Below are 22,834 nucleotides of genomic sequence, written 5' to 3'. Positions count from 1 at the left end.
GTAATATTCTATGCTTGTATTAATAACTTATGATGTGAGTACATCAAGTGAAGGTGGTCAAAAAAGACTTAGACATGTTGCAAAAGTTTGTCAAAAATATGGGCAACGTGTACAAAATTCTGTTTTTGAATGCATTGTAGATTCTACGCAATATATGCAGTTAAGAATCGAACTAGAGTCTCTTATTGATGAAAACAAGGATAGTTTGAGATTTTATCAGATTGGTAAGAACCATAAAAAGAAAGTTATTCATATTGGTGTAAAGGAAGCATTAGATTTAGAAGACCCATTGATTTTTTAGTGCGAATATGGAGTGGACATCAAAATCTATGGAGGTTCGCACCAATTTTATTATGTATTTATATATCAAATTAATAAAATAAAACTGTTTCTTTTATTTATAGAAGAAAAATAGTCATATTGTATGAAATTTTTCATAGAATAGTTCAATTTTTATACAATTTGGCTGTCGCATCCCTCGTGGGTGCGTGAATTGAAATCATGAGATTAAAATACTCATAGCGATTAAAGAGATGTCGCATCCCTCGTGGGTGCGTGAATTGAAATTCAAGTTTATTAGCCCGCCTATCAAACGCCTTAGTCGCATCCCTCGTGGGTGCGTGAATTGAAATCACAATTTTTGGCGGTCTTTGGATGTTGCCAAGTCGTCGCATCCCTCGTGGGTGCGTGAATTGAAATGGCTCTCTATCTCGCTTGCGTAATTCTCGATAGGTCGCATCCCTCGTGGGTGCGTGAATTGAAATTTCGGCGCTTCTAATCCGATTAAGCTAACGTCAAAGGTCGCATCCCTCGTGGGTGCGTGAATTGAAATTCGCTCCTCATACGCCAACATACGTTGTAACACGACGTCGCATCCCTCGTGGGTGCGTGAATTGAAATCATAAGGCAAATCACATAGAACCATATCAACACTCGTCGCATCCCTCGTGGGTGCGTGAATTGAAATATGAAGGTTATAAAGCAAGAGAAATGGGGGATAAGTCGCATCCCTCGTGGGTGCGTGAATTGAAATGCTTTCGATTCCAAATCGTAACATCGCTCGCTCTGCGTCGCATCCCTCGTGGGTGCGTGAATTGAAATAAAGTTTATGGCTCACTTAACAGCTAACGGACTAGGTCGCATCCCTCGTGGGTGCGTGAATTGAAATATGTAATCAACAAATCCTGTAAGTGTGTTTACCTTGTCGCATCCCTCGTGGGTGCGTGAATTGAAATACCCTCCAACTCGCTTATGTGATAAGTTTTTACTGGTCGCATCCCTCGTGGGTGCGTGAATTGAAATACGTCATAGTGATGAAACGCATTGGATTATCGAGTCGCATCCCTCGTGGGTGCGTGAATTGAAATTGCGATAATTTCCATTTCTTCGCGAATTCCGTTTGTCGCATCCCTCGTGGGTGCGTGAATTGAAATACTAGAAGCACTATTAAAGGAGCGATAACATGACGTCGCATCCCTCGTGGGTGCGTGAATTGAAATGGAACGGTCTGACCATTCCAAGTTAGATACTTTGTCGCATCCCTCGTGGGTGCGTGAATTGAAATGGCACTCTATCGAGTCTATCTTGTAAGTATTTAAGTCGCATCCCTCGTGGGTGCGTGAATTGAAATAAATCATCGCCACGGTAAATCATCGCCACGGCAAGTCGCATCCCTCGTGGGTGCGTGAATTGAAATAATATGTATCAACTCCTTTAAAAAAGACACTCAAGTCGCATCCCTCGTGGGTGCGTGAATTGAAATTTAAATACCGCACACAAAGTTTACTCAGCATCACACGTCGCATCCCTCGTGGGTGCGTGAATTGAAATAACCAATAACATCTCGCGGTAGAGTTGCATCTGTAGTCGCATCCCTCGTGGGTGCGTGAATTGAAATTTTGTATGAGGAAGCATTGGAACATGGTGTAGCAGTCGCATCCCTCGTGGGTGCGTGAATTGAAATAAGAGGGCGACTTGATTATAAGCGCTGCACGTCCAGTCGCATCCCTCGTGGGTGCGTGAATTGAAATGTTTAATATTCGTCATCTAATCGTCCCCTTTTACGTCGCATCCCTCGTGGGTGCGTGAATTGAAATGATATGTCGTTATTCGAAGGCTTGCTATACGAAATGTCGCATCCCTCGTGGGTGCGTGAATTGAAATTACTATCGCCTCTACTGCGCCAAAGTTCACGCCAGTCGCATCCCTCGTGGGTGCGTGAATTGAAATTATTGTGGATTTTCACCTTCATTTATATTATAATGTCGCATCCCTCGTGGGTGCGTGAATTGAAATCCTATTTATTTTAAAGACGCTTTTAGGAAATCTAGTCGCATCCCTCGTGGGTGCGTGAATTGAAATATGGTTCTTAAAGATGATGCATTTGCTAAAATTGTCGCATCCCTCGTGGGTGCGTGAATTGAAATGCATGTTTCAACGTCGTATACGTCGTAGGTAATTTGTCGCATCCCTCGTGGGTGCGTGAATTGAAATAACGAAGTGAAGCCATTGATTGCTGAAGCGTTTTAGTCGCATCCCTCGTGGGTGCGTGAATTGAAATCAATGAACCGCACTTCATGTAAATTTCGCTGTTTGTCGCATCCCTCGTGGGTGCGTGAATTGAAATTTCGATGTCCTGTCCGCCATATAAATTCTTAACCGTCGCATCCCTCGTGGGTGCGTGAATTGAAATTCGTTTAGCAATTTCATCGCCTCTAGCGTATCCCGTCGCATCCCTCGTGGGTGCGTGAATTGAAATTTCCGTTTGCCCCTCCAACTGCGCTACCAACTTCGTCGCATCCCTCGTGGGTGCGTGAATTGAAATTCGACTAAGTCCTGCACGTTTTCGACCGTCAATTGTCGCATCCCTCGTGGGTGCGTGAATTGAAATCTCGTAAGGCTTGCCGAAGAACTCGGAAGCAAGCGTCGCATCCCTCGTGGGTGCGTGAATTGAAATAATCTAATGTCTATAAAACTCTTAAAACTGCTCTCGTCGCATCCCTCGTGGGTGCGTGAATTGAAATACAAGAATCTTATGCGAAAGATGTCACGAGCATCAGTCGCATCCCTCGTGGGTGCGTGAATTGAAATTCTCGATGTCGGCTCGCAAGTCCTTTAGTGTTCGTCGCATCCCTCGTGGGTGCGTGAATTGAAATCGGAAGGCGCGCCAGGCATTGCGGGCTTGGACTGGTCGCATCCCTCGTGGGTGCGTGAATTGAAATTTCATAAGCACGGAATAATTCAATCTGTTTTTTACGTCGCATCCCTCGTGGGTGCGTGAATTGAAATGTTTATGATTAACTTGCTCAAGCTATCGCCCCCTTGTCGCATCCCTCGTGGGTGCGTGAATTGAAATTTTTCGCCGTACTTATCGTAAAAGAATCGCTTATCGTCGCATCCCTCGTGGGTGCGTGAATTGAAATCGCCTCTTTAGTGACATTATTATTTTTGTACCATGTCGCATCCCTCGTGGGTGCGTGAATTGAAATCCTGCTTTTTATGGCTTTCGCCTATGTCAAGCATGTCGCATCCCTCGTGGGTGCGTGAATTGAAATTCGGAGGATGGCAACGCAGATAATCCGGATAACTGTCGCATCCCTCGTGGGTGCGTGAATTGAAATCGATGAAAGCGTATCTTGCCCTTTTGTATATCCGGTCGCATCCCTCGTGGGTGCGTGAATTGAAATCTTGCTCATCAGATTGTATTTAAGCATAAGCGCTGTCGCATCCCTCGTGGGTGCGTGAATTGAAATTTTATGTCGGCTTTATCCATAAAATAAAAGGCAAGTCGCATCCCTCGTGGGTGCGTGAATTGAAATTCTAACACTGCGCCTTCTTGTTCAGAAATAACGAGTCGCATCCCTCGTGGGTGCGTGAATTGAAATTTCGTAGTATATTAACGTTACTGGGCGTTTTCTTGTCGCATCCCTCGTGGGTGCGTGAATTGAAATTCTAAGTTTGCGGAGTTTAACGGAAAATTTTAAAGTCGCATCCCTCGTGGGTGCGTGAATTGAAATCGCGAAATAGCCTGCATAGATGCTTGCATTGTCTTGTCGCATCCCTCGTGGGTGCGTGAATTGAAATCACGACGGTACTTGCGGGCGAAAAGACCACCATCGGTCGCATCCCTCGTGGGTGCGTGAATTGAAATACCGCTAAGTCTTTACTAATCATTTACAATCTCGTCGCATCCCTCGTGGGTGCGTGAATTGAAATCTGATGATTATGATTTTTACAAAGGGAATTACGAGTCGCATCCCTCGTGGGTGCGTGAATTGAAATCATCCGGGCGCAAGCGATATATACCGCCTATTCGGTCGCATCCCTCGTGGGTGCGTGAATTGAAATCCCTTCTTTAACAGGTGGCAATTGATCTGTTTCAGTCGCATCCCTCGTGGGTGCGTGAATTGAAATATCAATTTCCAAGGAATTAATCCAAAGTCGTTTGAGTCGCATCCCTCGTGGGTGCGTGAATTGAAATAATCTCTTTTACTTTTTTAATCTTTGCTTTCAACTGTCGCATCCCTCGTGGGTGCGTGAATTGAAATCTCCACTTTGTTAATCAACCAATCTAATATCTCTGTCGCATCCCTCGTGGGTGCGTGAATTGAAATTTAATGTCTTTTCTATAATCATCTGCTGTCTTACGTCGCATCCCTCGTGGGTGCGTGAATTGAAATTACCATCGTTCATCATCCCATTTGATTTCCTTCGTCGCATCCCTCGTGGGTGCGTGAATTGAAATATTACGTTTTTGTACATACCAATCAACGACCATGTGTCGCATCCCTCGTGGGTGCGTGAATTGAAATAAAAATGAGGGAATTGAAAAAGAAAACAGGGCTTGTCGCATCCCTCGTGGGTGCGTGAATTGAAATCTTAAAACTCCACCCTTTTTCGATGTGCGATTCAAGTCGCATCCCTCGTGGGTGCGTGAATTGAAATATATTCCGTAAATCCTAATTGTTCGGCGGAATCTTGTCGCATCCCTCGTGGGTGCGTGAATTGAAATAATGCCAATAAATTTCGCAACTTGTATAGCTTCGGTCGCATCCCTCGTGGGTGCGTGAATTGAAATGAGTTTAAAACGGTAGACTGTTCCGAGTTTCTCGTCGCATCCCTCGTGGGTGCGTGAATTGAAAAATAATGATAATGGCGAACTTAAATAAGACGAAATTACAATTCATTTCTGCAAAATTCATATTTTTCATGGATTTGTCAAAATCTTTATGGAAAATTTACTCATTCGTCTATACATACTGGTATAATTTATACATATGAGTATAATTAAAAATGAACTACTATTATCCTAGTTCAAACAATTCAGTTTTTAGGGGGATGAAAATGAGGAAAAGTATTTTAACAGTATTTATTTTAGCGTTATCAATTTTTATTGTGGCACCAACTGCAGAGGCAAGTTCAATTTCTGATGGTACATACACAGTGCCATATACAATTAAATCATCGAATGGTGGTGCTTCAATAGCAGATGGATATTTTACAGGTAGTGCAAATGTAACTGTAAAGAATGGTTCGGCAGTTGCAGAGTTAACAGTATCTAGTGGTCAATATGTGAAATCATTAAATAGTTCAAGTGGTAGTGGTAGTTTAATTAGTGAGTCGGGAGATACAAAGATATTTAGTTTACCAGTTGGTGACATTACACAACCAGAAACTGTATCAATGCACGTAGTTGTTCCGGAAGAAGTTGCTAAAATGGATTATGATACAACACATACTACGACATTTGTATTCAATACAAATAATTTACCGACAGCAACAGGTGATTCTAATGACACTCCCAAAACAGCTAATGATACTACTCAAACAAATGCAGTAGAGCAAGGGGACGTTGAAAACCCAAAAACGGCAGATAATACACCATTAGCATTATATGTAGCGTTACTTATTATTTCAGGAGTAGGATTTGTAGCTTTCAGAAAAAAATCAATTTCATAATACCTTAGAAAAGGAATGTGGGGAATGGTTAATAAAATTAGAAAAAGTTTCACTGTCCTACTAATTGCATTATTGTTAATTCCATTTTCATCAATTTCAGTGTTAGCGGAATCAGCACAAGATGAAAAACAAATTGAAGATGGTACATATAAATTAGGTGTGAAATTTTTAAAAGAAGGAACGACTGAGAATTCAACGGCAGCAAATTTTATTGAAAAAGAAGCAATTGTAAATGTAAATGAAGGTAAAATGGAAGTGAGTTTTTCCATACCCAAAAATGACGATGTGAATTTTTCATCTTTTTCTTTTGAAGGTCAAAACGGAAGAGTAACAGAGACAAATGATGAGTATATTTACATATTTTCATTAAACGCACTGAAAGATATTTATTCTTCAACAATTGTATATGAAGTGCCATCATATGGTATAAAGCACGAAGTTGGTATGGATATTAAAATCAGTGGATTGGAAAATTTACCAGTTGTCGAACTAGAACAAGTGCAGACACCATCTAATCCTGAAACATCTAAACCTGAAGAAAGAGACAATACAGATAATCCAGAAGAAATAGAGCCTTCACAACCTTCCAATCCGGAACAAGATAATGAAAATAATTCAATAGAAGATGAAGAGAAGAATAAAGACGAAGAACAAAATGGAAATAACGAAGAAATTCCTTCAGAAAAACCAGATGTAACACATGGTCTTGATACATTTACTTATAGTTATGATTCTGGTGATGTAGATTTAACCCGATACTATACAGAAGATATTTATATAGTTGAAAGGGATGGTAAAGAGTATTTACAATTGAAAGGTAAAGGTATGCGTAATTTTATTGAAATGCTTTACCTTGATAGCAAACATATGAAAATTAGTGCACCTATTAATGATAGTGGATCATATTTCGCGGAAATTGAATTGGATAAGCCCTTAACAGAGAAAAATACATTTAAATTTACAATGATCATTAATGTTAATGGGAACTTAATGGTTCATAGCGCAGATATAACTTTAAATCTTGATTCAAAAGAAAAGATAAAAGAAGGTAACACTCTTATAAAAAATTCAACAGAACCATTCAAAACAAATATTGTGACATCAAATGATGTAGAGTCGTTTGTGTATACAACAGAAGGTGCGAACATTTCTGGTTCTTATGAACGAGAGATTGAAATTGTAAAAAAAGATGGTAAACAATTTTTACAATTACATGGAAAAAGTATGCGCCAATTTGTTGATGGGTTATATATAGATGGGAAACGAATGAATATAGGTTCTGCAATTAATGATAAAGGTGCATATGTAGCGCAAATCGAATTAGACGAAAAAATGCAAGAAAAAAATACGTACAACTTTGATATGTTAATTAATACAGGACGGATGGTTATGCACCATAATACTAAAATTAATTTAATAGAAAACTTGAAAGATGGCGAATACTCTATTGAATATGATGCATTATATGCGGATAAAAATGAAACATCAACGGCTGCTAAATATTTTGTAAACCCAACAAAAATTGTTGCCAAAGATGGGAAATATCGTTTGTTTATTAAACTGACTGATAATGAAACAATCAAAGATATAAAAGTTAAAGCTGGAGAAAAGTTCCAATCAGCAAAAGTTGAAAGTATTAATGAAGAAGCAAATACACGTATAGTTTCTTTTGAAGTAGACAATTTAATTGATGAAATCGATGCTAAAGTGAAAGTGGATATACCAGGATTATATACAAGTGAGCAGCCATTTCGTATTGTTTTAAAACCTAATACGATTGATAAGTACAATGGGAATCTTGAAAATGATGAAGATAAATTAACAGATTTAAAAGATGGAGAGTACACAATTAATTTTCGTACATTACATGAGACAAGTTTTGAGAAAGTACCAAGTCAAAAATATTTAAAAACTCCTGCAAAATTAGAAGTGCAAGGTGGTAAAAATATTGTTACAATCACAGTAGACAAAAAAGAAATAGATAAAGTTACAACAAAAATTGGAAACTCGTTTAAAAATACCAAGGTAGTAAATGAAAATAAAAAGAATAAAACATATGATGTACAATTTACAATTGATTCGTTAAATGAGGTTGTATATGCACAATTACATCATGTTTCAAAGGCGAAAACTTCAAAAAATATTGAAACAGTCCGACTTTTCTTTGAAAAAAATAGTGTGAAACTTTTAGAGGAAAAGGAAGAAGAAAGAAAACCATTAGTTGCAGATAGGGCCTACACTTTACCATATAAAATTTTACATGTGGAGAAAGATGAGTTATCGGCTGCAAATAGCTTTTTTACTAAAAAAGCAGTTATTTTAGAATATAATAATGAAACATATGTACAAATAACAACGGAAGAAAACAGTTCGCAGTTTATTAAATCGATGAAAAATTTACTTGGTGGGAAACCAATAGAAATGGTTAAAGTAAGTGAAGAAAATGGAGTTGCCGTATATCAATTTAAGGTTGATCAACCATTAACCGAAATTGTTCAATTGAAAATGATACTTGATGTACCAGGAGTTTATGAAAATAAGGAACATGATGCTAGATTAGTATTTGATACTTCAAAGCAAAAGAAAGTTAATCCTGAAAAATATACATTAGTGAGCTCTACCAACGCTAATGGACCAGACGGTGATAATGCTCAAACACCGCAACCAAATTCACCAAATCCAAATGGAAACAATGGTAGTAACTTAGGAACGAACAATGGAAATGGTGGAGAAAATAACAATACACCATCTAAGTCAACTTTACCAGATGAAAAAACAATTGGAGAAATATTATATTCTGTTGTAAAAGAAGATCGCACTGGTTTATCTATTGCTGATCAATTTTTCTTAAAACCTGCATATATTTACGAAGAAAAAGGAAAAACATTTGCAGAAATAACTATTCGTAATGCAGATATGGTGAAAAATATATCGAATAAATTTGGTGAAGCAGCAACAATTAAAGAATATAAAGAAAATGGAATTCTTTATCGTGTTATAAAACTACAAATTGATGCGAATTTTGCTGACCTATTACTGACTATGGACATTAATGTACCAGGTTTATATAATGAAACTCATACAGCTTACTTAGTATTTGATAAGTCAAGTTATAAAGAAATTTTACAAAAAGATAAACAAAAGCAACAAATTGAAAATATGAAGAAAAATAGTATGGAAGAGACTGCATTTGAAGGATCAGATAATAATTTATCAACTATTAATAAACCAGGATTTGGTAATAATGCGGAAAATAATGTTGTTGCTAATGATGTCAAAGAATCAAACCCAAAAACAAGCGATATGACTGCAATTGTATTTTACACAATTTTATTAATTATTGCTGGTGGGGTACTTGTTTTCCAAATTAGAAAAAATATGGTAAAAGAATAAATTACCCGATAAGTCTTACTACATCTATGTTGTAGTAAGACTTATCCTCATTATACAAAAGGAAGGAAAGAGTTATGAGAAAATTTTCAGCCGTTTTGTTACTATTATTGCTTTCTATTGTACTAATTGCATGTGGCAGTTCAGATGCGAAGAATGATAACGAGAAACAGAATGAAACAGAAAGTAATAATGGTGCAAGTAATGAGCAGTTAGAAACTGATGCGAACATTGTTTCTACAACTGTTGCGATTACGGAAATTATGGAAAAATTAGAATTAGATTTAGTTGGGGTACCGACAAGTTATAAAGATTTACCTGAGCGTTATAAAGATGCAACAGAAGTTGGGAACCCGATGGATCCTGATTTAGAAGTTGTTTTATCTTTACAACCAGACGATGTAATATCTGTGACGAATTTAGAAAGTGATCTAGGAGAAAAATGGAAAGAAGCGAATGTTCCTGGGACATTTTTAGATTTAGATAGTGTTGGAGCAATGTTTGAAGAAATCGAAGCACTTGGTGAAAAATATGATCGTACAGAACAAGCGACTGCGTTAGTACAAGAGTTTGAAGACAAAATGGAAGAAATCGAAAAGTCTGTTGAAGGAAAAGATGCTCCGAAAGTATTAATTTTAATGGGAATCCCAGGAAGTTACATTGTTGGAACAGAACATTCTTATATTGGTGACTTAGTCGTTCGTCTAGGTGGAGAAATGGCGGTTACTGGGCATGATGAAGATTTCATTTCTGCAAACACAGAATATTTACAGCAAACAGATGCCGATATTATTTTACGTGCTGCACATGGAGCTCCGGAAGAAGTGGTGAAAATGTTTGACCGTGAGTTTGCGGAAAATGACATATGGAAACATTTCAAAGCAGTAAAAGATGATCGTGTTTATGATTTAGAAGAAACTCGTTTTGGTACGACAGCGAATTTAGCTGTACTTGATGCGATGGAAGAATTGAAGACCATTTTATATGAAGAATAAGAACACGAAACTCGTTCACCGTTAGGAGGGCGAGTTTTTGTATGTAGGTTTACGCTTTACGTATGAACTTTGCTCGAAGCAAGTGTATCGTTGGCACGTATAATCTATTCATGATACAGTGGGGACAAATTATAAAAGGATGAAGGTGTGAAAATGGAAAAAAGTCCATTTCAGTTTCAACATAGTTATCAGGAGTTAGATGAAATGTTTTATACGGACCAAATTCCTGAAAAAGTATCCAAGCCACAATTGATTGTATTCAACCAAGGTTTAGCGGAAGAGCTAGGTATTCAAGTAAATCAAATAGATCAACAAAGCTTGGCAGGAATTTTTTCTGGAAATACCATTTTAGATGATGCTAAGCCGATTGCACAGGCGTACGCTGGACACCAATTTGGTTCTTTTACAATGTTAGGGGATGGACGAGCGATTTTACTTGGAGAACATGTGACGAAGGATGGTAAAGTCGTGGACATTCAATTGAAAGGTGCTGGACGAACACCTTATTCGCGTGCAGGGGATGGACGTGCAACATTAGGGCCGATGTTACGTGAATTTATTATTAGTGAAGCGATGTATGCATTAAATATTCCTACATCACGCTCTTTAGCTGTTGTTGTCACTGGTGATCCAGTATACCGAGAGCGACCTTTACCTGGGGCTATTTTAACACGTGTGGCAAGCAGTCATTTACGTGTCGGTACATTTCAATATGCACAGGCATTCGGAGAAAAAAATGAGATAAAAGAGTTAGCAGATTATGCAATTAGCAGACATTATCCAGAAATAAAAGAAGGATCAAATCGATATAGAAAATTTTTAGAGGCGGTTATTCAAAAACAAGCAAAAACCATTGCGAAGTGGCAGCTTGTCGGGTTTATTCATGGTGTCATGAATACGGATAATATGACGATTTCAGGAGAGTCGATTGATTACGGGCCATGTGCCTTTATGGATACGTACGATCCGAATACAGTGTTTAGTTCAATCGATGCACAAGGACGATATGCATATCGTAATCAGCCGCCAATCGGAATGTGGAATGTGACACGATTTGCGGAGACACTTTTACCGTTATTACATGAAGATGAAGAAGAGGCTATAAAAGTAGCGAAAGAATCGCTTGCTATCTTTGGCGATGTGTATATGAATGAATGGTTAAATGGCATGCGAAAGAAATTAGGTTTAGAAAAATCTGCCGATCGAGATCAGGAACTAATCGAACAATTATTAAAAGTGATGCATGAAGAGAAAATGGATTATACGAACACATTTGTCGACTTAACTTTCGGTACATTAGATAAAATGGAATATGAAACAGAGACGTTCCAAACGTGGTTCAAACAATATGAAGCTCGGTTATTAGAAGAAGAGACAACAGCAGATGGACGTGAGGAAATGATGAAACAACATAATCCAGCAGTTATTCCGCGTAATTTTTATGTTGAAGAAGCATTAAATGCTGTTATAGATGAAGGGGATTTTTCGAAGTTTCATTCGTTCATGCAAGCTTTAAAAGATCCGTTTGCACATACGGAACAACAGCGAGCATTTCAAACATTGCCTCCAGAAGCAGATGGACCATTTCAAACATATTGTGGTACGTAAATAAAAAACGATTATGTTCTTTGGAGAACGTAATCGTTTTTTGTTAATCAGCTTATTGTACTTTGTTTTTCACGAACAACAAAAATATTATTAGTGCACATAAACTACAGCAAAATATAACGAGTCCCATTGGGATCATATTGTTTTCGCCAAGTATTCCAGTAAGTGGGGAAACGAGTGCTCCTCCTGCAAATGGTAAAATACCTAAAAATGCTGACGCACTCCCGGCGATGTGACCTTGACGGCTCATTGCGAGTGAAAAACTCGTCGTATTAATAAGTCCGACGACAGATACGACTGTAAACAATGCAATGATCATAACACTTATATGTAATTCAAAAAATACGACGAATAAAAGTAATATACCACCAAAAAATGCAATTAAAATAGCGATAAACATAATCGTTTCTTCTTTTACTCTCGTTACAATTCGTCCAGCAATTTGAGCAAATATAATAATGCCGAGGCCATTTAATGCAAATATAAAGGAATATTGTTGTGGTGATACGGCATAAATTTTTTGTAAGACGAATGGTGATGCTGCGATATAAGCGAACATTCCCATAGAAATAAACGCTTGTGAAAATGCAATTCCTACAAATATGCGGTCACGAAACAATTGTCCGAATGACTTAATCGCTACAAATGCATCGCCTTGAAGTCGATCTTCTTCTTCCAATGTTTCTGGTAATAGAAATAAGACAGATAAGAATAACAACACACCGATACCTGCTAAAACATAGAAAACTGCTTGCCAACTTATCCATTTTAATATAATTCCACCAAATACAGGAGATAAGATTGGTGCAGCTCCCATTACTATTGCAAGTAGAGCCATAAACTTAGTTAATTCTTTTCCGCTATATAAATCTCTCGCAGCAGCTCGGGCAATCACGATTCCTGCCGCTCCTGTAAATCCTTGTAAAAATCGTCCAATAATGAAAAGGAATATATGACTGCTTAATGCACATAAAATAGAAAAAATGACATAAAAAAGAATGGTGATGATTAAAGGTTTTCTGCGACCTTTCATATCACTTAATGGTCCGAAAATAATTTGTCCGAGCGCTAACCCTAATAAGCATGTTGTTATACTAAGTTGTGTTAAGGAAGCAGTCGTTTCTAAATTATTTGCCACCGCCGGTAATGCGGGTAAATACATATCCATCGATAAAGGACCTAAAGCTGTTAACGAACCTAAAATAAACACGAAAACAATAGTAGGTGTTCGTTGTTGTTTCAATTTATTTGTTTGGGCTAATGGAGCCAAATAATCCCCCCTCTTATATATATGCAGTATATTATATCATATATCATTATCTAATTAAGAAAATTGAATTGCTATTTGCATTATGTCGCATATTAAAGCTACAATTATATAAAGATACCATTTAATATGGAGAGGAGATGTTCCTATGAGAGTAGTAGAAACGAAGCATCGTATAGGTGATGAGAAAAAACACGCACTGCGAATTTTGAATGAAGATAAATTTGATACGATTCATCTTCATATGAAAGAAGGGGAAACATTAACGAAACATCACGCAAAATGTGATGTCCTTATTATTGTAAGAACTGGAAAAGTCGTTTTTAATTTTGAGCAGGAAAAAGTGACATTAACAAATGAGGAAGTACTTCATATGGAACCATTTGAAGATCATAGTGTAGAAGCAATAGAGGAATCTGATTTCTTAATCGTAAAGGTAAAGTAAGCAGTATATCATACAAACAAGTAAGTGATAGAAGTGATACCTTATCAGCCTTGACCTATTAAGGACGTCATTTACTTCCTTAATAGGTTTCGAGGATAGTTATTAATTTGGCTTAATTGTAGGTGTTTTTAAATCTATTGTGAAGCTCGTACGTTTCTGGTATTCTTTCCATTTAAAAATATGTCTCTTATTTTTCGACACTGAAAGCTTCATGGACATTTCTCATTCGTAGTCGACAGAAATTATTCTATGTTTCTTTTTACTCATTTCAAGCCTACATAAAGATGATCTCAACATATTTTATCTATCATAATCCACATTTTACGGTCCAAATGTATAAAAATAAGTAACTATTTAATTGTCATTCTATTTCGGGAATACAGACTTTTTATTGAAGGTATAAGAATGTAAGGGGTTTAAGGAATTAATTTATAATTTTAAAAGAAAATAGTAGTATTTTTATGCAATATTATGTATAATAATATATAGAATTTCAAAAAGAGATAGGGGACTTTAACGTGAATAAAAAAAATATTATCATTATTGGAGCTGCGGGAAGAGATTTCCATAACTTTAATACATATTATCGTAATAAAGAAGAATATAATGTAGTGGCATTTACAGCTGCACAAATTCCAGATATAGATGGAAGAAAATATCCTACAGAGTTAGCGGGAGAATTATATCCTGAAGGAATTCCGATTTTTCCTCAAGAAGATTTACCAAAATTAATTGAAGAATTAGACGTTGATGAATGTGTCTTTTCATATAGTGATTTAAATTATCAAGATGTAATGTCTATCGGAGCAATTGTAAACTCAGCAGGAGCGAGTTTTACATTATTAGGACCAAAACATACGATGATTGATAGTAAGAAACCAGTTATTTCTGTAGCGGCTGTACGTACTGGAACAGGGAAAAGTCAAACATCTCGTAAGGTCATTGAAATTTTATTAGAAAAAGGATTAAAAGTCGTAGCAATTCGTCATCCGATGCCATATGGGGATTTAGCAGAACAAAAGGTACAACGTTTTGCAACGGTTGAAGATTTAAAGAAACATAAATGTACGATTGAAGAAATGGAAGAATATGAACCACATGTTATTCGTGGGAACATAATTTATGCTGGGGTTGATTATGAAGCGATCTTACGTGCAGCAGAAGAAGATCCTGATGGATGTGATGTTATTTTATGGGATGGTGGAAACAATGATTATTCATTCTATACGCCAGACCTTGCGATTAACGTTTTAGATCCACACCGTGCTGGACATGAATTATCTTACTATCCTGGAGAAGTATGCTTTAGAACGGCGGATGTAAGTATTATTAACAAAATTGATAGTGCAGATCAGCAATCTATTGATATTGTAGAAAATAATATTAAAACACATGTACCGAACAGTGAAATTATTAAAGCTGAATCAACGATTTCTATCGATAATCCAGAATTAATTAAAGGGAAAAGAGTATTAATCGTTGAAGATGGACCAACATTGACACATGGAGAAATGAAAATTGGAGCTGGATCTGTTGCGGCTGAAAGATATGGTGCTACAGAAATTGTAGATCCAAGACCATATGGTGTCGGTTCATTAATTGATACGTTTGAAAAATATCCTCATATCGATACAGTTTTACCTGCAATGGGATATGGAGAACAACAATTAAAAGATTTAGAAGCGACAATTAATAATGCTGATTGTGATGCGGTCATTATCGGTACACCGATGGATTTAAATAGAGTTATTGATATTAAAAAACCAACAACAAGGGTGTACTATGATCTAGATGAAGTAACGTCACCGAACTTACAAAATATTTTAGATGAGTTCGTGGAAAAACATAATTTAGTGAAATAACTTTATACAAAAGGACGAATGTGATAGATGCATTCGTCTTTTTACTTGCATGAAAATATCACTCCATTATACAATGAGTTCCTCTTTCGAAGAGTGAAATGTTAAAAAGTATCCACGTCATTCACAAAATTATCCCCATTTTATGCTCATCCACAGGGGGATTTTGCTTTAAAGAAGATAATCCACAGGTAATTTTTTATACATTATAAAAAATTACCCCTTTATGCACAAACCTTTACATAGTTGATGAAAAAATGTGGATGAACAGTCTTTATCCACAAAATAGATTCCAATTTACCTTCTTATTGAAAAATATTTCCAAATCTCTCATCTTTAGATTGTGTTATTGCTTCTTTCTGTTATAATTATCATAGTACTTTAGTAGTGATAATGGTAGGAGGGCGTAACTATGAGCTCATCACAAACGAATATTTTATTAGAAAGTGGTACAAATGAACTTGAAGTAGTGATGTTTGAAGTTGGTTTGAATGTCTTTGGAATCAATGTGTTAAAAGTGAGAGAAATTATAAATGCTGTACAAGTAACACCAATCCCTAATTCACATCCAGATGTAGAAGGAATTATACGATTACGTGAAGAAGTGTTGCCTGTCGTTGATTTAGCAAAAGTATTAGGAATCCAACAATCGGAAGATCCGAAAATGGATAAATTTATTATTGCTGAATTAAACCAAGTGAAGATTGCTTTTCGTGTGCATCATGTTTCAAGAATTTACCGTATTTCTTGGGAACAAATTGAAAAGCCAACAGATTTATCTGCTGGTAATCAAGCATATGCAATTGGGATTATTAAATTAGAAGAACAAATGTCAATTTTATTAGACTTTGAAAAAATTGTTGTCGAAATTGATCCTAACTCTGGTGTGAATATGGAGCGTATAAAAGAATTAGGACCACGTGAACGTTCTACAAAGAAAATTATGATTGCGGAAGACTCAGCCATTTTACGTCAATTATTAAAAGATACATTGACAGAAGCGGGTTATGGAAATTTAAAGTTTTTTGAAAATGGTAAGGAAGCTTGGGAGTATTTAGAAGCAGCAACTAAAAATGAGGCATTTACATTAGAAGATGAAGTGAATTTAATGATTTCAGATATTGAAATGCCACAAATGGATGGACATCATTTAACAGACAAAGTGAAGAAAAACGAACATTTAAATACTTTACCTATCATCATTTTCTCTTCTTTAATTACACGTGACCTCTTCCATAAGGGAGAGTCTGTAGGTGCGGATGCACAAGTAAGTAAACCAGAAATAGTCACTTTAGTTGAAAAAATAGATCAGTTGATATTATAATAAATAGGCATCTTCTAGAGAAGGATTCTAGTAGGTGCCTCAACAATATTGCATAAAGCGTGTAAATATACAGTTTTAAAAAACATTTCACGTTTTGCTTGCATTATTTTTATAAAGAGATATAATATAAGTTGTCGCTAAAATAAGTGGCAAACAAAGCAAAAGTAAAACAGTTGCAATTTAGAAAATTCATAGTATAATTAAAAAGGTGTGAGCGAATAAACATTCACTTCCACTTATAAACATACTATGCTAAACATATTCCACAGTAGCTCAGTGGTAGAGCATTAAATGTTTGAAAAACATTTAAGCTGCGCCGAGGACCGATAGGACCGGAGGCGACCACATGAAGGTTACGTAGGAATCAAATGGGTATCAATATAATAAACATATTCCACAGTAGCTCAGTGGTAGAGCAATCGGCTGTTAACCGATCGGTCGTAGGTTCGAACCCTACCTGTGGAGCCATTCGGAGAGCTGTCCGAGTTGGTCGAAGGAGCATGATTGGAAATCATGTAAACCGGTCACGGTTTCAAGGGTTCAAATCCCTTGCTCTCCGCCAGAATACCTTTTATATAATGGCCCCTTGGTCAAGTGGTTAAGACACCGCCCTTTCACGGCGGTAACACGGGTTCGAATCCCGTAGGGGTCACCATTTATTTTACAGACTTACATGCATGGAGGATTAGCTCAGCTGGGAGAGCACTTGCCTTACAAGCAAGGGGTCGCAGGTTCGAGCCCTGCATCCTCCACCATTTTATATTGTAAGCACGGAGTAAAACAGTATATTTTCTTATATCGCGGGGTGGAGCATGGCAACATGCGAGGAGTACGACAGTACGACGAGACCACCAAACGCATAGCTCAATAAAATGGGCATACAAAAAACAGCATATTCTCTTATATCGCGGGGTGGAGCAGTCTGGCAGCTCGTTGGGCTCATAACCCAAAGGTCGCAAGTTCAAATCTTGCCCCCGCAACCAAATTACTTCCAAAATGAACAATGATTCATTTGACTAAATACATAAAAGATGATAAATTATTAAATGGTATTTCGATTATATACATTGTGGTCCGGTAGTTCAGTTGGTTAGAATGCCAGCCTGTCACGCTGGAGGTCGCGGGTTCGAGTCCCGTCCGGATCGCCATATAAAAACGGCTCAGTAGCTCAGTCGGTAGAGCAAAGGACTGAAAATCCTTGTGTCGGCGGTTCGATTCCGTCCTGAGCCACCATTTATATTTAACGTAATCAATCGGAGGGGTAGCGAAGTGGCTAAACGCGGCGGACTGTAAATCCGCTCCCATCGGGTTCGGCAGTTCGAATCTGCCCCCCTCCACCATTTTTCTAATATAGGGGTATAGTTTAATGGTAAAACGAAGGTCTCCAAAACCTTTGATGTGGGTTCGATTCCTACTACCCCTGCCAATAGTAATACCTAATGATATATGATGGCGGTCGTGGCGAAGTGGTTAACGCACCGGATTGTGGCTCCGGCACGCGTGGGTTCAAATCCCACCGGTCGCCCCTTTTTTATACATTGGGCTATAGCCAAGCGGTAAGGCAACGGATTTTGGTTCCGTCATTCCTAGGTTCGAATCCTAGTAGCCCAGCTTGCTTGCGGAAGTAGTTCAGTGGTAGAATATCTCCTTGCCAAGGAGAGGGTCGCGGGTTCGAATCCCGTCTTCCGCTTATAATTTTATGGCGGCATAGCCAAGCGGTAAGGCCGAGGTCTGCAAAACCTCTATCATCGGTTCAAATCCGGTTGCCGCCTCCAAACATTTTATTTAGGCGGACTTTATAACTTACATATACTACGTCTTAACGAGAATAACTCGTTAAGGCGTTTTTTATATTTACAGGCCCTACAATATACGGTGTTGTGATGAAAAAATCCACTGGTACTATTTTTTGCATAAAAATAGAAAAAAAGTGAATTTTCCTTCATAATGAAAGACAATATTTTTAACACATCTTATATTTAGATTCCCTTACAAAATTTACCCATATGTGGTATATTTTAAATAATTTAAGGATTGTTTTTATCTACATAGGGGAGGAAAACATTTTTGTTAAAAGAAAGAGATTTTATTACAAGATTATCAAATTATTTACGAGCGAGATTCGCTTTTTTATCCATCTCTACTTGGGAAGAATCAAGAGTAATATCAGATATTAGACGAATATGTGAAGATGAACACATCATAAAGACGAAACGAAACTTATATACATGGAGTGTAACAGATGGGTTAGTATCTGAAACTGGAAAAAGTAATACTCGTTTAAAACAACCTATACAAGTGCTGGATGAAATTGCCAAAATAGATGAACCGAGTGTCTTTGTATTAAAGGACCTTCATGTGTTTTTAGGAGGAGAGGGGAGACAAACAGATTATCAAGTTGTTCGAAAAATAAGGGATTTAGTACAGTCTATTGAAAATGCACCAAATCCTAAAAACGTAATATTATTATCTCCATCGATAACCTTTCCAATTGAATTAGAAAAAGCTGTGATGAGTGTTGATTACCATTTACCTTCATTTGAGGAAATAAAAGAAGTGTTATATGAAATGATCGAAATGAATAAAAATAACCCTCGAATTGTCATTGATTTAAGTGAAGAGGAAGAGGAGCAAGTTATTCGTTCAGCGTTGGGATTAACATTGCAAGAAGCCGAAAACTCATTTGCATTATCACTTGTATTGGATGGCCGTATTGATATTAATACGGTTGATCATGTATTAAGTGAAAAACAGCAAATAATTAAAAAGAGTGAGGTATTGGAATATATTCCCGAGAAAATTAGTATGGAAAACGTTGGTGGATTAGAAAACATAAAACGATGGTTAATTAAACGAAATCATTCGTGGGTTGGTCAAGCGAATGACTATGGTTTACCAGCTCCAAAAGGTTTACTTATTACGGGTGTGCCTGGTTGTGGGAAAAGTTTAATAGCAAAAGCTGTAAGTTCTTTATGGAATTTACCTTTACTAAAGTTAGATATGGGCCGGGTATTTAGTGGCATTGTAGGTAGTAGTGAGGAAAATATGCGTAAAGCATTAGAAACAGCAGAAGCGATTGCACCTTCTATTTTATGGATTGATGAAATTGAAAAAGGTTTAGCAGGTACGAATTCTTCTGGAGATAGTGGGACGACATCTCGTATTTTTGCGACATTTTTAAACTGGATGCAAGAGAAAACATCGCCTGTATTCTTAGTTGCCACAGCAAATGATATTCAGCGTCTACCGGCAGAATTTTTAAGGAAAGGGCGATTTAACGAAATATTTTTTGTGGATTTACCAACGAAACGCGAAAGAAAGGCAATATTTAAAATTCATTTGGAAAAACGGTTGAAATCGGAAAAAGCAAAAGGGACTTTTTCATTGTCCGAGGAAACGTATGACCATTTGGCAGATTTAACAGAAGGGTATATTGGTGCGGAGTTGGAACAAATCGTTATTTCGGCACTATTTGAAGCGTTTGCTGAATCGAGAGGCCTACAAATGAGAGATATAGAAAAGGCGATTGCAGAAACAGTTCCACTATCTATTACACAGGCAGAACAAATAACTCGATTACGAGAGTGGGCAAGTGTTCGTGCGGTAGCTGCCACTCTAAGTGATGACCGTCAAGAATATGTAAATGTAGAAGATGAGGAAAAGAAAAAACCGAACGATCCAGAAATTTTATCTAAACGAGGCGGACGTATGCTAGAGTTTTAAAGGAGGATATGAATGAGTTTATCGGCATTTTTAGTTCCGGTAGCAATTGGCGTACTTGGAACAACAATAGGTAAAAATAAAAAGATCCCTGTAGACATTATAAATGATGAAAAGCAATTAGAAGAATTACGTCATCGTGTAATGGCAGAAGAAACGAATTTTTATAAAATTGAAACGCCAATCAAAAAGGAAGATATTTTAATAGAGGCGTTACAAAACTATGGAAATAAAGTGGAAGAAACAGAGACGAGTATTGAAACTGTTGTCTTGGAGACTTCTATTACTTTTATAAAAGAAGAAACAGGATTATATAGTGCAGCTTTTAATGATGATATTAAAAAGGAAGATGCAGCGGAATTTGTTGAAAGTATAGTAGATGAGTATACAAATATCGTGCAACAACAAGTGTATGAGAAACTAATGTCGAGAGCTGAGCAAGAAGGATTAGTTTTTGAATCTGAAGAACAACGTGAAGATAGTGTCGTTTTAACATTTGGTGTAAAGGGATGAGCGATATGAAGAAGAAAATTCGTTTTACGATTCATAATAATGGGCAAATTCATATGAAAACATTAGGGATGACGGATGAAACATGTTTTGATTATTTAGCATTAATGGAAGAAATATTAGAAGCCGAAACGATTGATTCTGATTATACGGATGAATTTTTACAAGAATATGTTAAAGCAGAAGAACAGGTAACAATGAAACAACAAAGTGTGAAGGATTATGACTGATAAAGGATTATTGCCAATTCAACTCCATCGTTTTTTACCTGTTACAGAGGTAGAAGGTCCAGGGAAACGTGCCTGTGTATGGGTGCAAGGTTGTCCGATTCATTGTAAAGGTTGTGGTGTTCCTTGGACTTGGAATCCAAAAAAAGGAACGAGAACGACAGTGGATGATATTTGGAAGAAAATTGAAATGTCGATAGAGAAATACGATATTGAAGGAATAACATTTCTTGGTGGGGAGCCTTTTGAACAAGCGTTAGCTCTAGCGGAATTAGGGAGACGCGCAAAAGAAAAAGGGTTATCTATTATGGCGTTTAGTGGTTATTATAAAGAGCAATTAGAAGAAATGAATAAAGAAGGATGGAAGGAATTGTATGAAGTTACGGATTTATTTATCGATGGTCCATTTGAAAGAGATTATATTGATAAAGAACGTCCTTGGGTTGGATCAATGAATCAACGATTTCATTTCTTAACAGAACGTTATAAACATCTTGAACATAAATTAACGATGATTCATGATAAGTTAGAAATCTATGTACAAAATGATGGTACAATTGCTGCAAACGGCATGGTTTCTCCTGAAATATGGCATCGATTATTAGATGATTTATAAGATTGTATATAATTAAAAGGAGTAATGATGATGGAGCAACAAAAGAAAAGTATAGGTTGGCATATTTTACATTCATTATGGCTTATCATATTATTTATTCCATTTGGATTATTAGCCCCTTTTGCATTTTTTTATATTGGATATCGAGCAGGCCAGCGTAAATGGATTCGAACAGGAGCGTTTTATTTAATTCTTATTTATGGTTCCTTTATTTTGATAGGTGAATTTAATAATGAGATTATTAGTGATATTGCAGTTTTCACTAATCTTTTTGTATGGCTTTACATCCTCATCCATGGAATTGCAATCCGTCCTCAATTTATTCGTTTATTAATTATTCAAGAAGAAAAGCGCAAATTGAATTATATGATGGAGCATCGAGGAGAAAGTGCCCAAATGGGGAATGAAGGGCAAGAGGTGAAAAGCATAGGCTCATATTCAGATGGAACGATAGATTTTGGAAATGAACCGAACAAGATGGAGCCAAGTAGTAATAAACGGTCAAATGAACCGAAAGAGATAAAGATTATCAATATAAATAAAGCAAATGAAGAAGAAATTGCACTATTACCTTATATTCCACGATTTTTAGCGAAGAAAATTATTAAAAAGCGCGAAGAAGAGGGACCTTTTACATCTATTAAACATTTAGCGGCAGCTACAAATATAAAGCCTCATATTTTAATGCGTTCTAAACCTTATATTGTATTTCAAGATGAGGACTTGATAGCTTTAGATGATAAAGAAGTAGTAAATAAAAAATCGAATAGCAAAGGTAGAATAGTAGATTTTTAATATAGATTTTCACATTTGAACAGTACTTGCATGTAATAACATGAAATGCTGTTCTTTTTTTGTTGTTCTTCCATGAAAATGATAAAATCATATATGAATATTCAGATAAAATGAGAGAGA

14 protein-coding genes, 13 tRNA genes and 1 CRISPR repeat array are annotated in these 22,834 nt (G+C 36.7%); of the genes, 26 read left to right on the top strand and 1 reads right to left on the bottom strand.

Annotated features, from left to right (window positions below):
• Positions 1-10 precede the first annotated feature (10 nt).
• The 5 genes from cas2 to SPD45_RS08900 all read left to right on the top strand — a co-directional run bounded on the left by cas2 (position 11) and on the right by SPD45_RS08900 (position 11,951).
• A complete protein-coding gene (gene cas2, locus SPD45_RS08920; protein ID WP_336267391.1) occupies positions 11-301 on the top strand; it encodes a CRISPR-associated endonuclease Cas2 in 291 nt (96 codons plus the stop codon).
• A 167-nt stretch (positions 302-468) separates the two neighbouring features.
• Positions 469-5,142: a CRISPR direct-repeat array (repeat unit 32 nt; unit sequence GTCGCATCCCTCGTGGGTGCGTGAATTGAAAT).
• A gap of 201 nt (positions 5,143-5,343) precedes the next feature.
• Positions 5,344-5,958, top strand: coding sequence for an NEAT domain-containing protein (locus SPD45_RS08915; RefSeq protein ID WP_336267390.1), 615 nt, complete (start codon positions 5,344-5,346; stop codon positions 5,956-5,958).
• Positions 5,959-5,982: 24 nt separating this feature from the next.
• A complete protein-coding gene (locus tag SPD45_RS08910) occupies positions 5,983-9,351 on the top strand; it encodes an NEAT domain-containing protein (RefSeq protein ID WP_336267389.1) in 3,369 nt (1,122 codons plus the stop codon).
• A gap of 74 nt (positions 9,352-9,425) precedes the next feature.
• Positions 9,426-10,343, top strand: coding sequence for a heme ABC transporter substrate-binding protein IsdE (isdE, locus tag SPD45_RS08905; RefSeq protein WP_336267388.1), 918 nt, complete (start codon positions 9,426-9,428; stop codon positions 10,341-10,343).
• 153 nt (positions 10,344-10,496) lie between these two features.
• On the top strand, positions 10,497-11,951 hold the full coding sequence (locus SPD45_RS08900; protein WP_336267387.1) for a protein adenylyltransferase SelO: 1,455 nt from the start codon (positions 10,497-10,499) through the stop codon (positions 11,949-11,951).
• A 52-nt stretch (positions 11,952-12,003) separates the two neighbouring features.
• On the opposite strand, the gene SPD45_RS08895 is transcribed toward SPD45_RS08900, so the two are convergent.
• Positions 12,004-13,221 (bottom strand): multidrug effflux MFS transporter, encoded by a 1,218-nt coding sequence (locus tag SPD45_RS08895; RefSeq protein WP_336267386.1) that lies wholly within the window; start codon positions 13,219-13,221, stop codon positions 12,004-12,006.
• Between the two features lie 145 nt (positions 13,222-13,366).
• On the opposite strand from SPD45_RS08895, the gene SPD45_RS08890 reads away from it, so the two are divergent.
• The 21 genes from SPD45_RS08890 (at position 13,367) to SPD45_RS08790 (ending at position 22,714) form a co-directional block, all read left to right on the top strand.
• Complete coding sequence (locus SPD45_RS08890) at positions 13,367-13,663, top strand: hypothetical protein (protein WP_336267385.1); 297 nt, start codon at positions 13,367-13,369, stop codon at positions 13,661-13,663.
• A gap of 518 nt (positions 13,664-14,181) precedes the next feature.
• Positions 14,182-15,525: a cyclic 2,3-diphosphoglycerate synthase gene (locus SPD45_RS08885; RefSeq protein WP_336267384.1), complete on the top strand. Its 1,344-nt coding sequence runs from the start codon at positions 14,182-14,184 to the stop codon at positions 15,523-15,525.
• Between the two features lie 409 nt (positions 15,526-15,934).
• The gene (locus SPD45_RS08880) at positions 15,935-16,846 is read left to right on the top strand and encodes a chemotaxis protein (RefSeq protein WP_336267383.1); all 912 of its coding nucleotides are present in this window, start codon (positions 15,935-15,937) and stop codon (positions 16,844-16,846) included.
• A gap of 393 nt (positions 16,847-17,239) precedes the next feature.
• Positions 17,240-17,314: transfer RNA gene (locus SPD45_RS08875), tRNA-Asn, on the top strand.
• 3 nt (positions 17,315-17,317) lie between these two features.
• Positions 17,318-17,408: transfer RNA gene (locus SPD45_RS08870), tRNA-Ser, on the top strand.
• A gap of 18 nt (positions 17,409-17,426) precedes the next feature.
• A tRNA-Glu gene (locus SPD45_RS08865) sits at positions 17,427-17,501 on the top strand.
• Between the two features lie 24 nt (positions 17,502-17,525).
• Positions 17,526-17,601: transfer RNA gene (locus SPD45_RS08860), tRNA-Val, on the top strand.
• 151 nt (positions 17,602-17,752) lie between these two features.
• A tRNA-Met gene (locus SPD45_RS08855) sits at positions 17,753-17,829 on the top strand.
• Between the two features lie 88 nt (positions 17,830-17,917).
• A tRNA-Asp gene (locus tag SPD45_RS08850) sits at positions 17,918-17,994 on the top strand.
• Positions 17,995-18,003: 9 nt separating this feature from the next.
• Positions 18,004-18,079, top strand: a tRNA-Phe gene (locus SPD45_RS08845).
• Positions 18,080-18,101: 22 nt separating this feature from the next.
• A tRNA-Tyr gene (locus tag SPD45_RS08840) sits at positions 18,102-18,186 on the top strand.
• A 12-nt stretch (positions 18,187-18,198) separates the two neighbouring features.
• A tRNA-Trp gene (locus tag SPD45_RS08835) sits at positions 18,199-18,272 on the top strand.
• Between the two features lie 26 nt (positions 18,273-18,298).
• Positions 18,299-18,371: transfer RNA gene (locus SPD45_RS08830), tRNA-His, on the top strand.
• A gap of 14 nt (positions 18,372-18,385) precedes the next feature.
• Positions 18,386-18,457, top strand: a tRNA-Gln gene (locus SPD45_RS08825).
• 7 nt (positions 18,458-18,464) lie between these two features.
• Positions 18,465-18,536 (top strand) — tRNA-Gly (locus SPD45_RS08820).
• A gap of 11 nt (positions 18,537-18,547) precedes the next feature.
• Positions 18,548-18,621, top strand: a tRNA-Cys gene (locus tag SPD45_RS08815).
• 292 nt (positions 18,622-18,913) lie between these two features.
• A complete protein-coding gene (locus tag SPD45_RS08810) occupies positions 18,914-20,569 on the top strand; it encodes an AAA family ATPase (RefSeq protein ID WP_336267382.1) in 1,656 nt (551 codons plus the stop codon).
• Between the two features lie 12 nt (positions 20,570-20,581).
• Positions 20,582-21,079: a hypothetical protein gene (locus SPD45_RS08805; RefSeq protein ID WP_336267381.1), complete on the top strand. Its 498-nt coding sequence runs from the start codon at positions 20,582-20,584 to the stop codon at positions 21,077-21,079.
• A 5-nt stretch (positions 21,080-21,084) separates the two neighbouring features.
• Positions 21,085-21,306, top strand: coding sequence for a DUF2997 domain-containing protein (locus SPD45_RS08800; RefSeq protein WP_336267380.1), 222 nt, complete (start codon positions 21,085-21,087; stop codon positions 21,304-21,306).
• On the top strand, positions 21,299-21,919 hold the full coding sequence (locus tag SPD45_RS08795) for a 4Fe-4S single cluster domain-containing protein (protein WP_336267379.1): 621 nt from the start codon (positions 21,299-21,301) through the stop codon (positions 21,917-21,919). Before SPD45_RS08800 ends, SPD45_RS08795 begins: the two co-directional genes overlap by 8 nt.
• A gap of 30 nt (positions 21,920-21,949) precedes the next feature.
• Entirely contained in the window at positions 21,950-22,714 is a 765-nt protein-coding gene (locus tag SPD45_RS08790; protein ID WP_336267378.1) for a ComEA family DNA-binding protein, read from the top strand.
• The last annotated feature ends 120 nt before the right edge of the window (positions 22,715-22,834 follow it).

The sequence above is a fragment of the Pseudogracilibacillus sp. SO10305 genome (assembly GCF_037072005.1).
GTDB lineage: Bacteria > Bacillota > Bacilli > Bacillales > Amphibacillaceae > Pseudogracilibacillus > Pseudogracilibacillus intestinigallinarum.
This window is presented reverse-complemented; position numbering and strand designations above follow the sequence as displayed.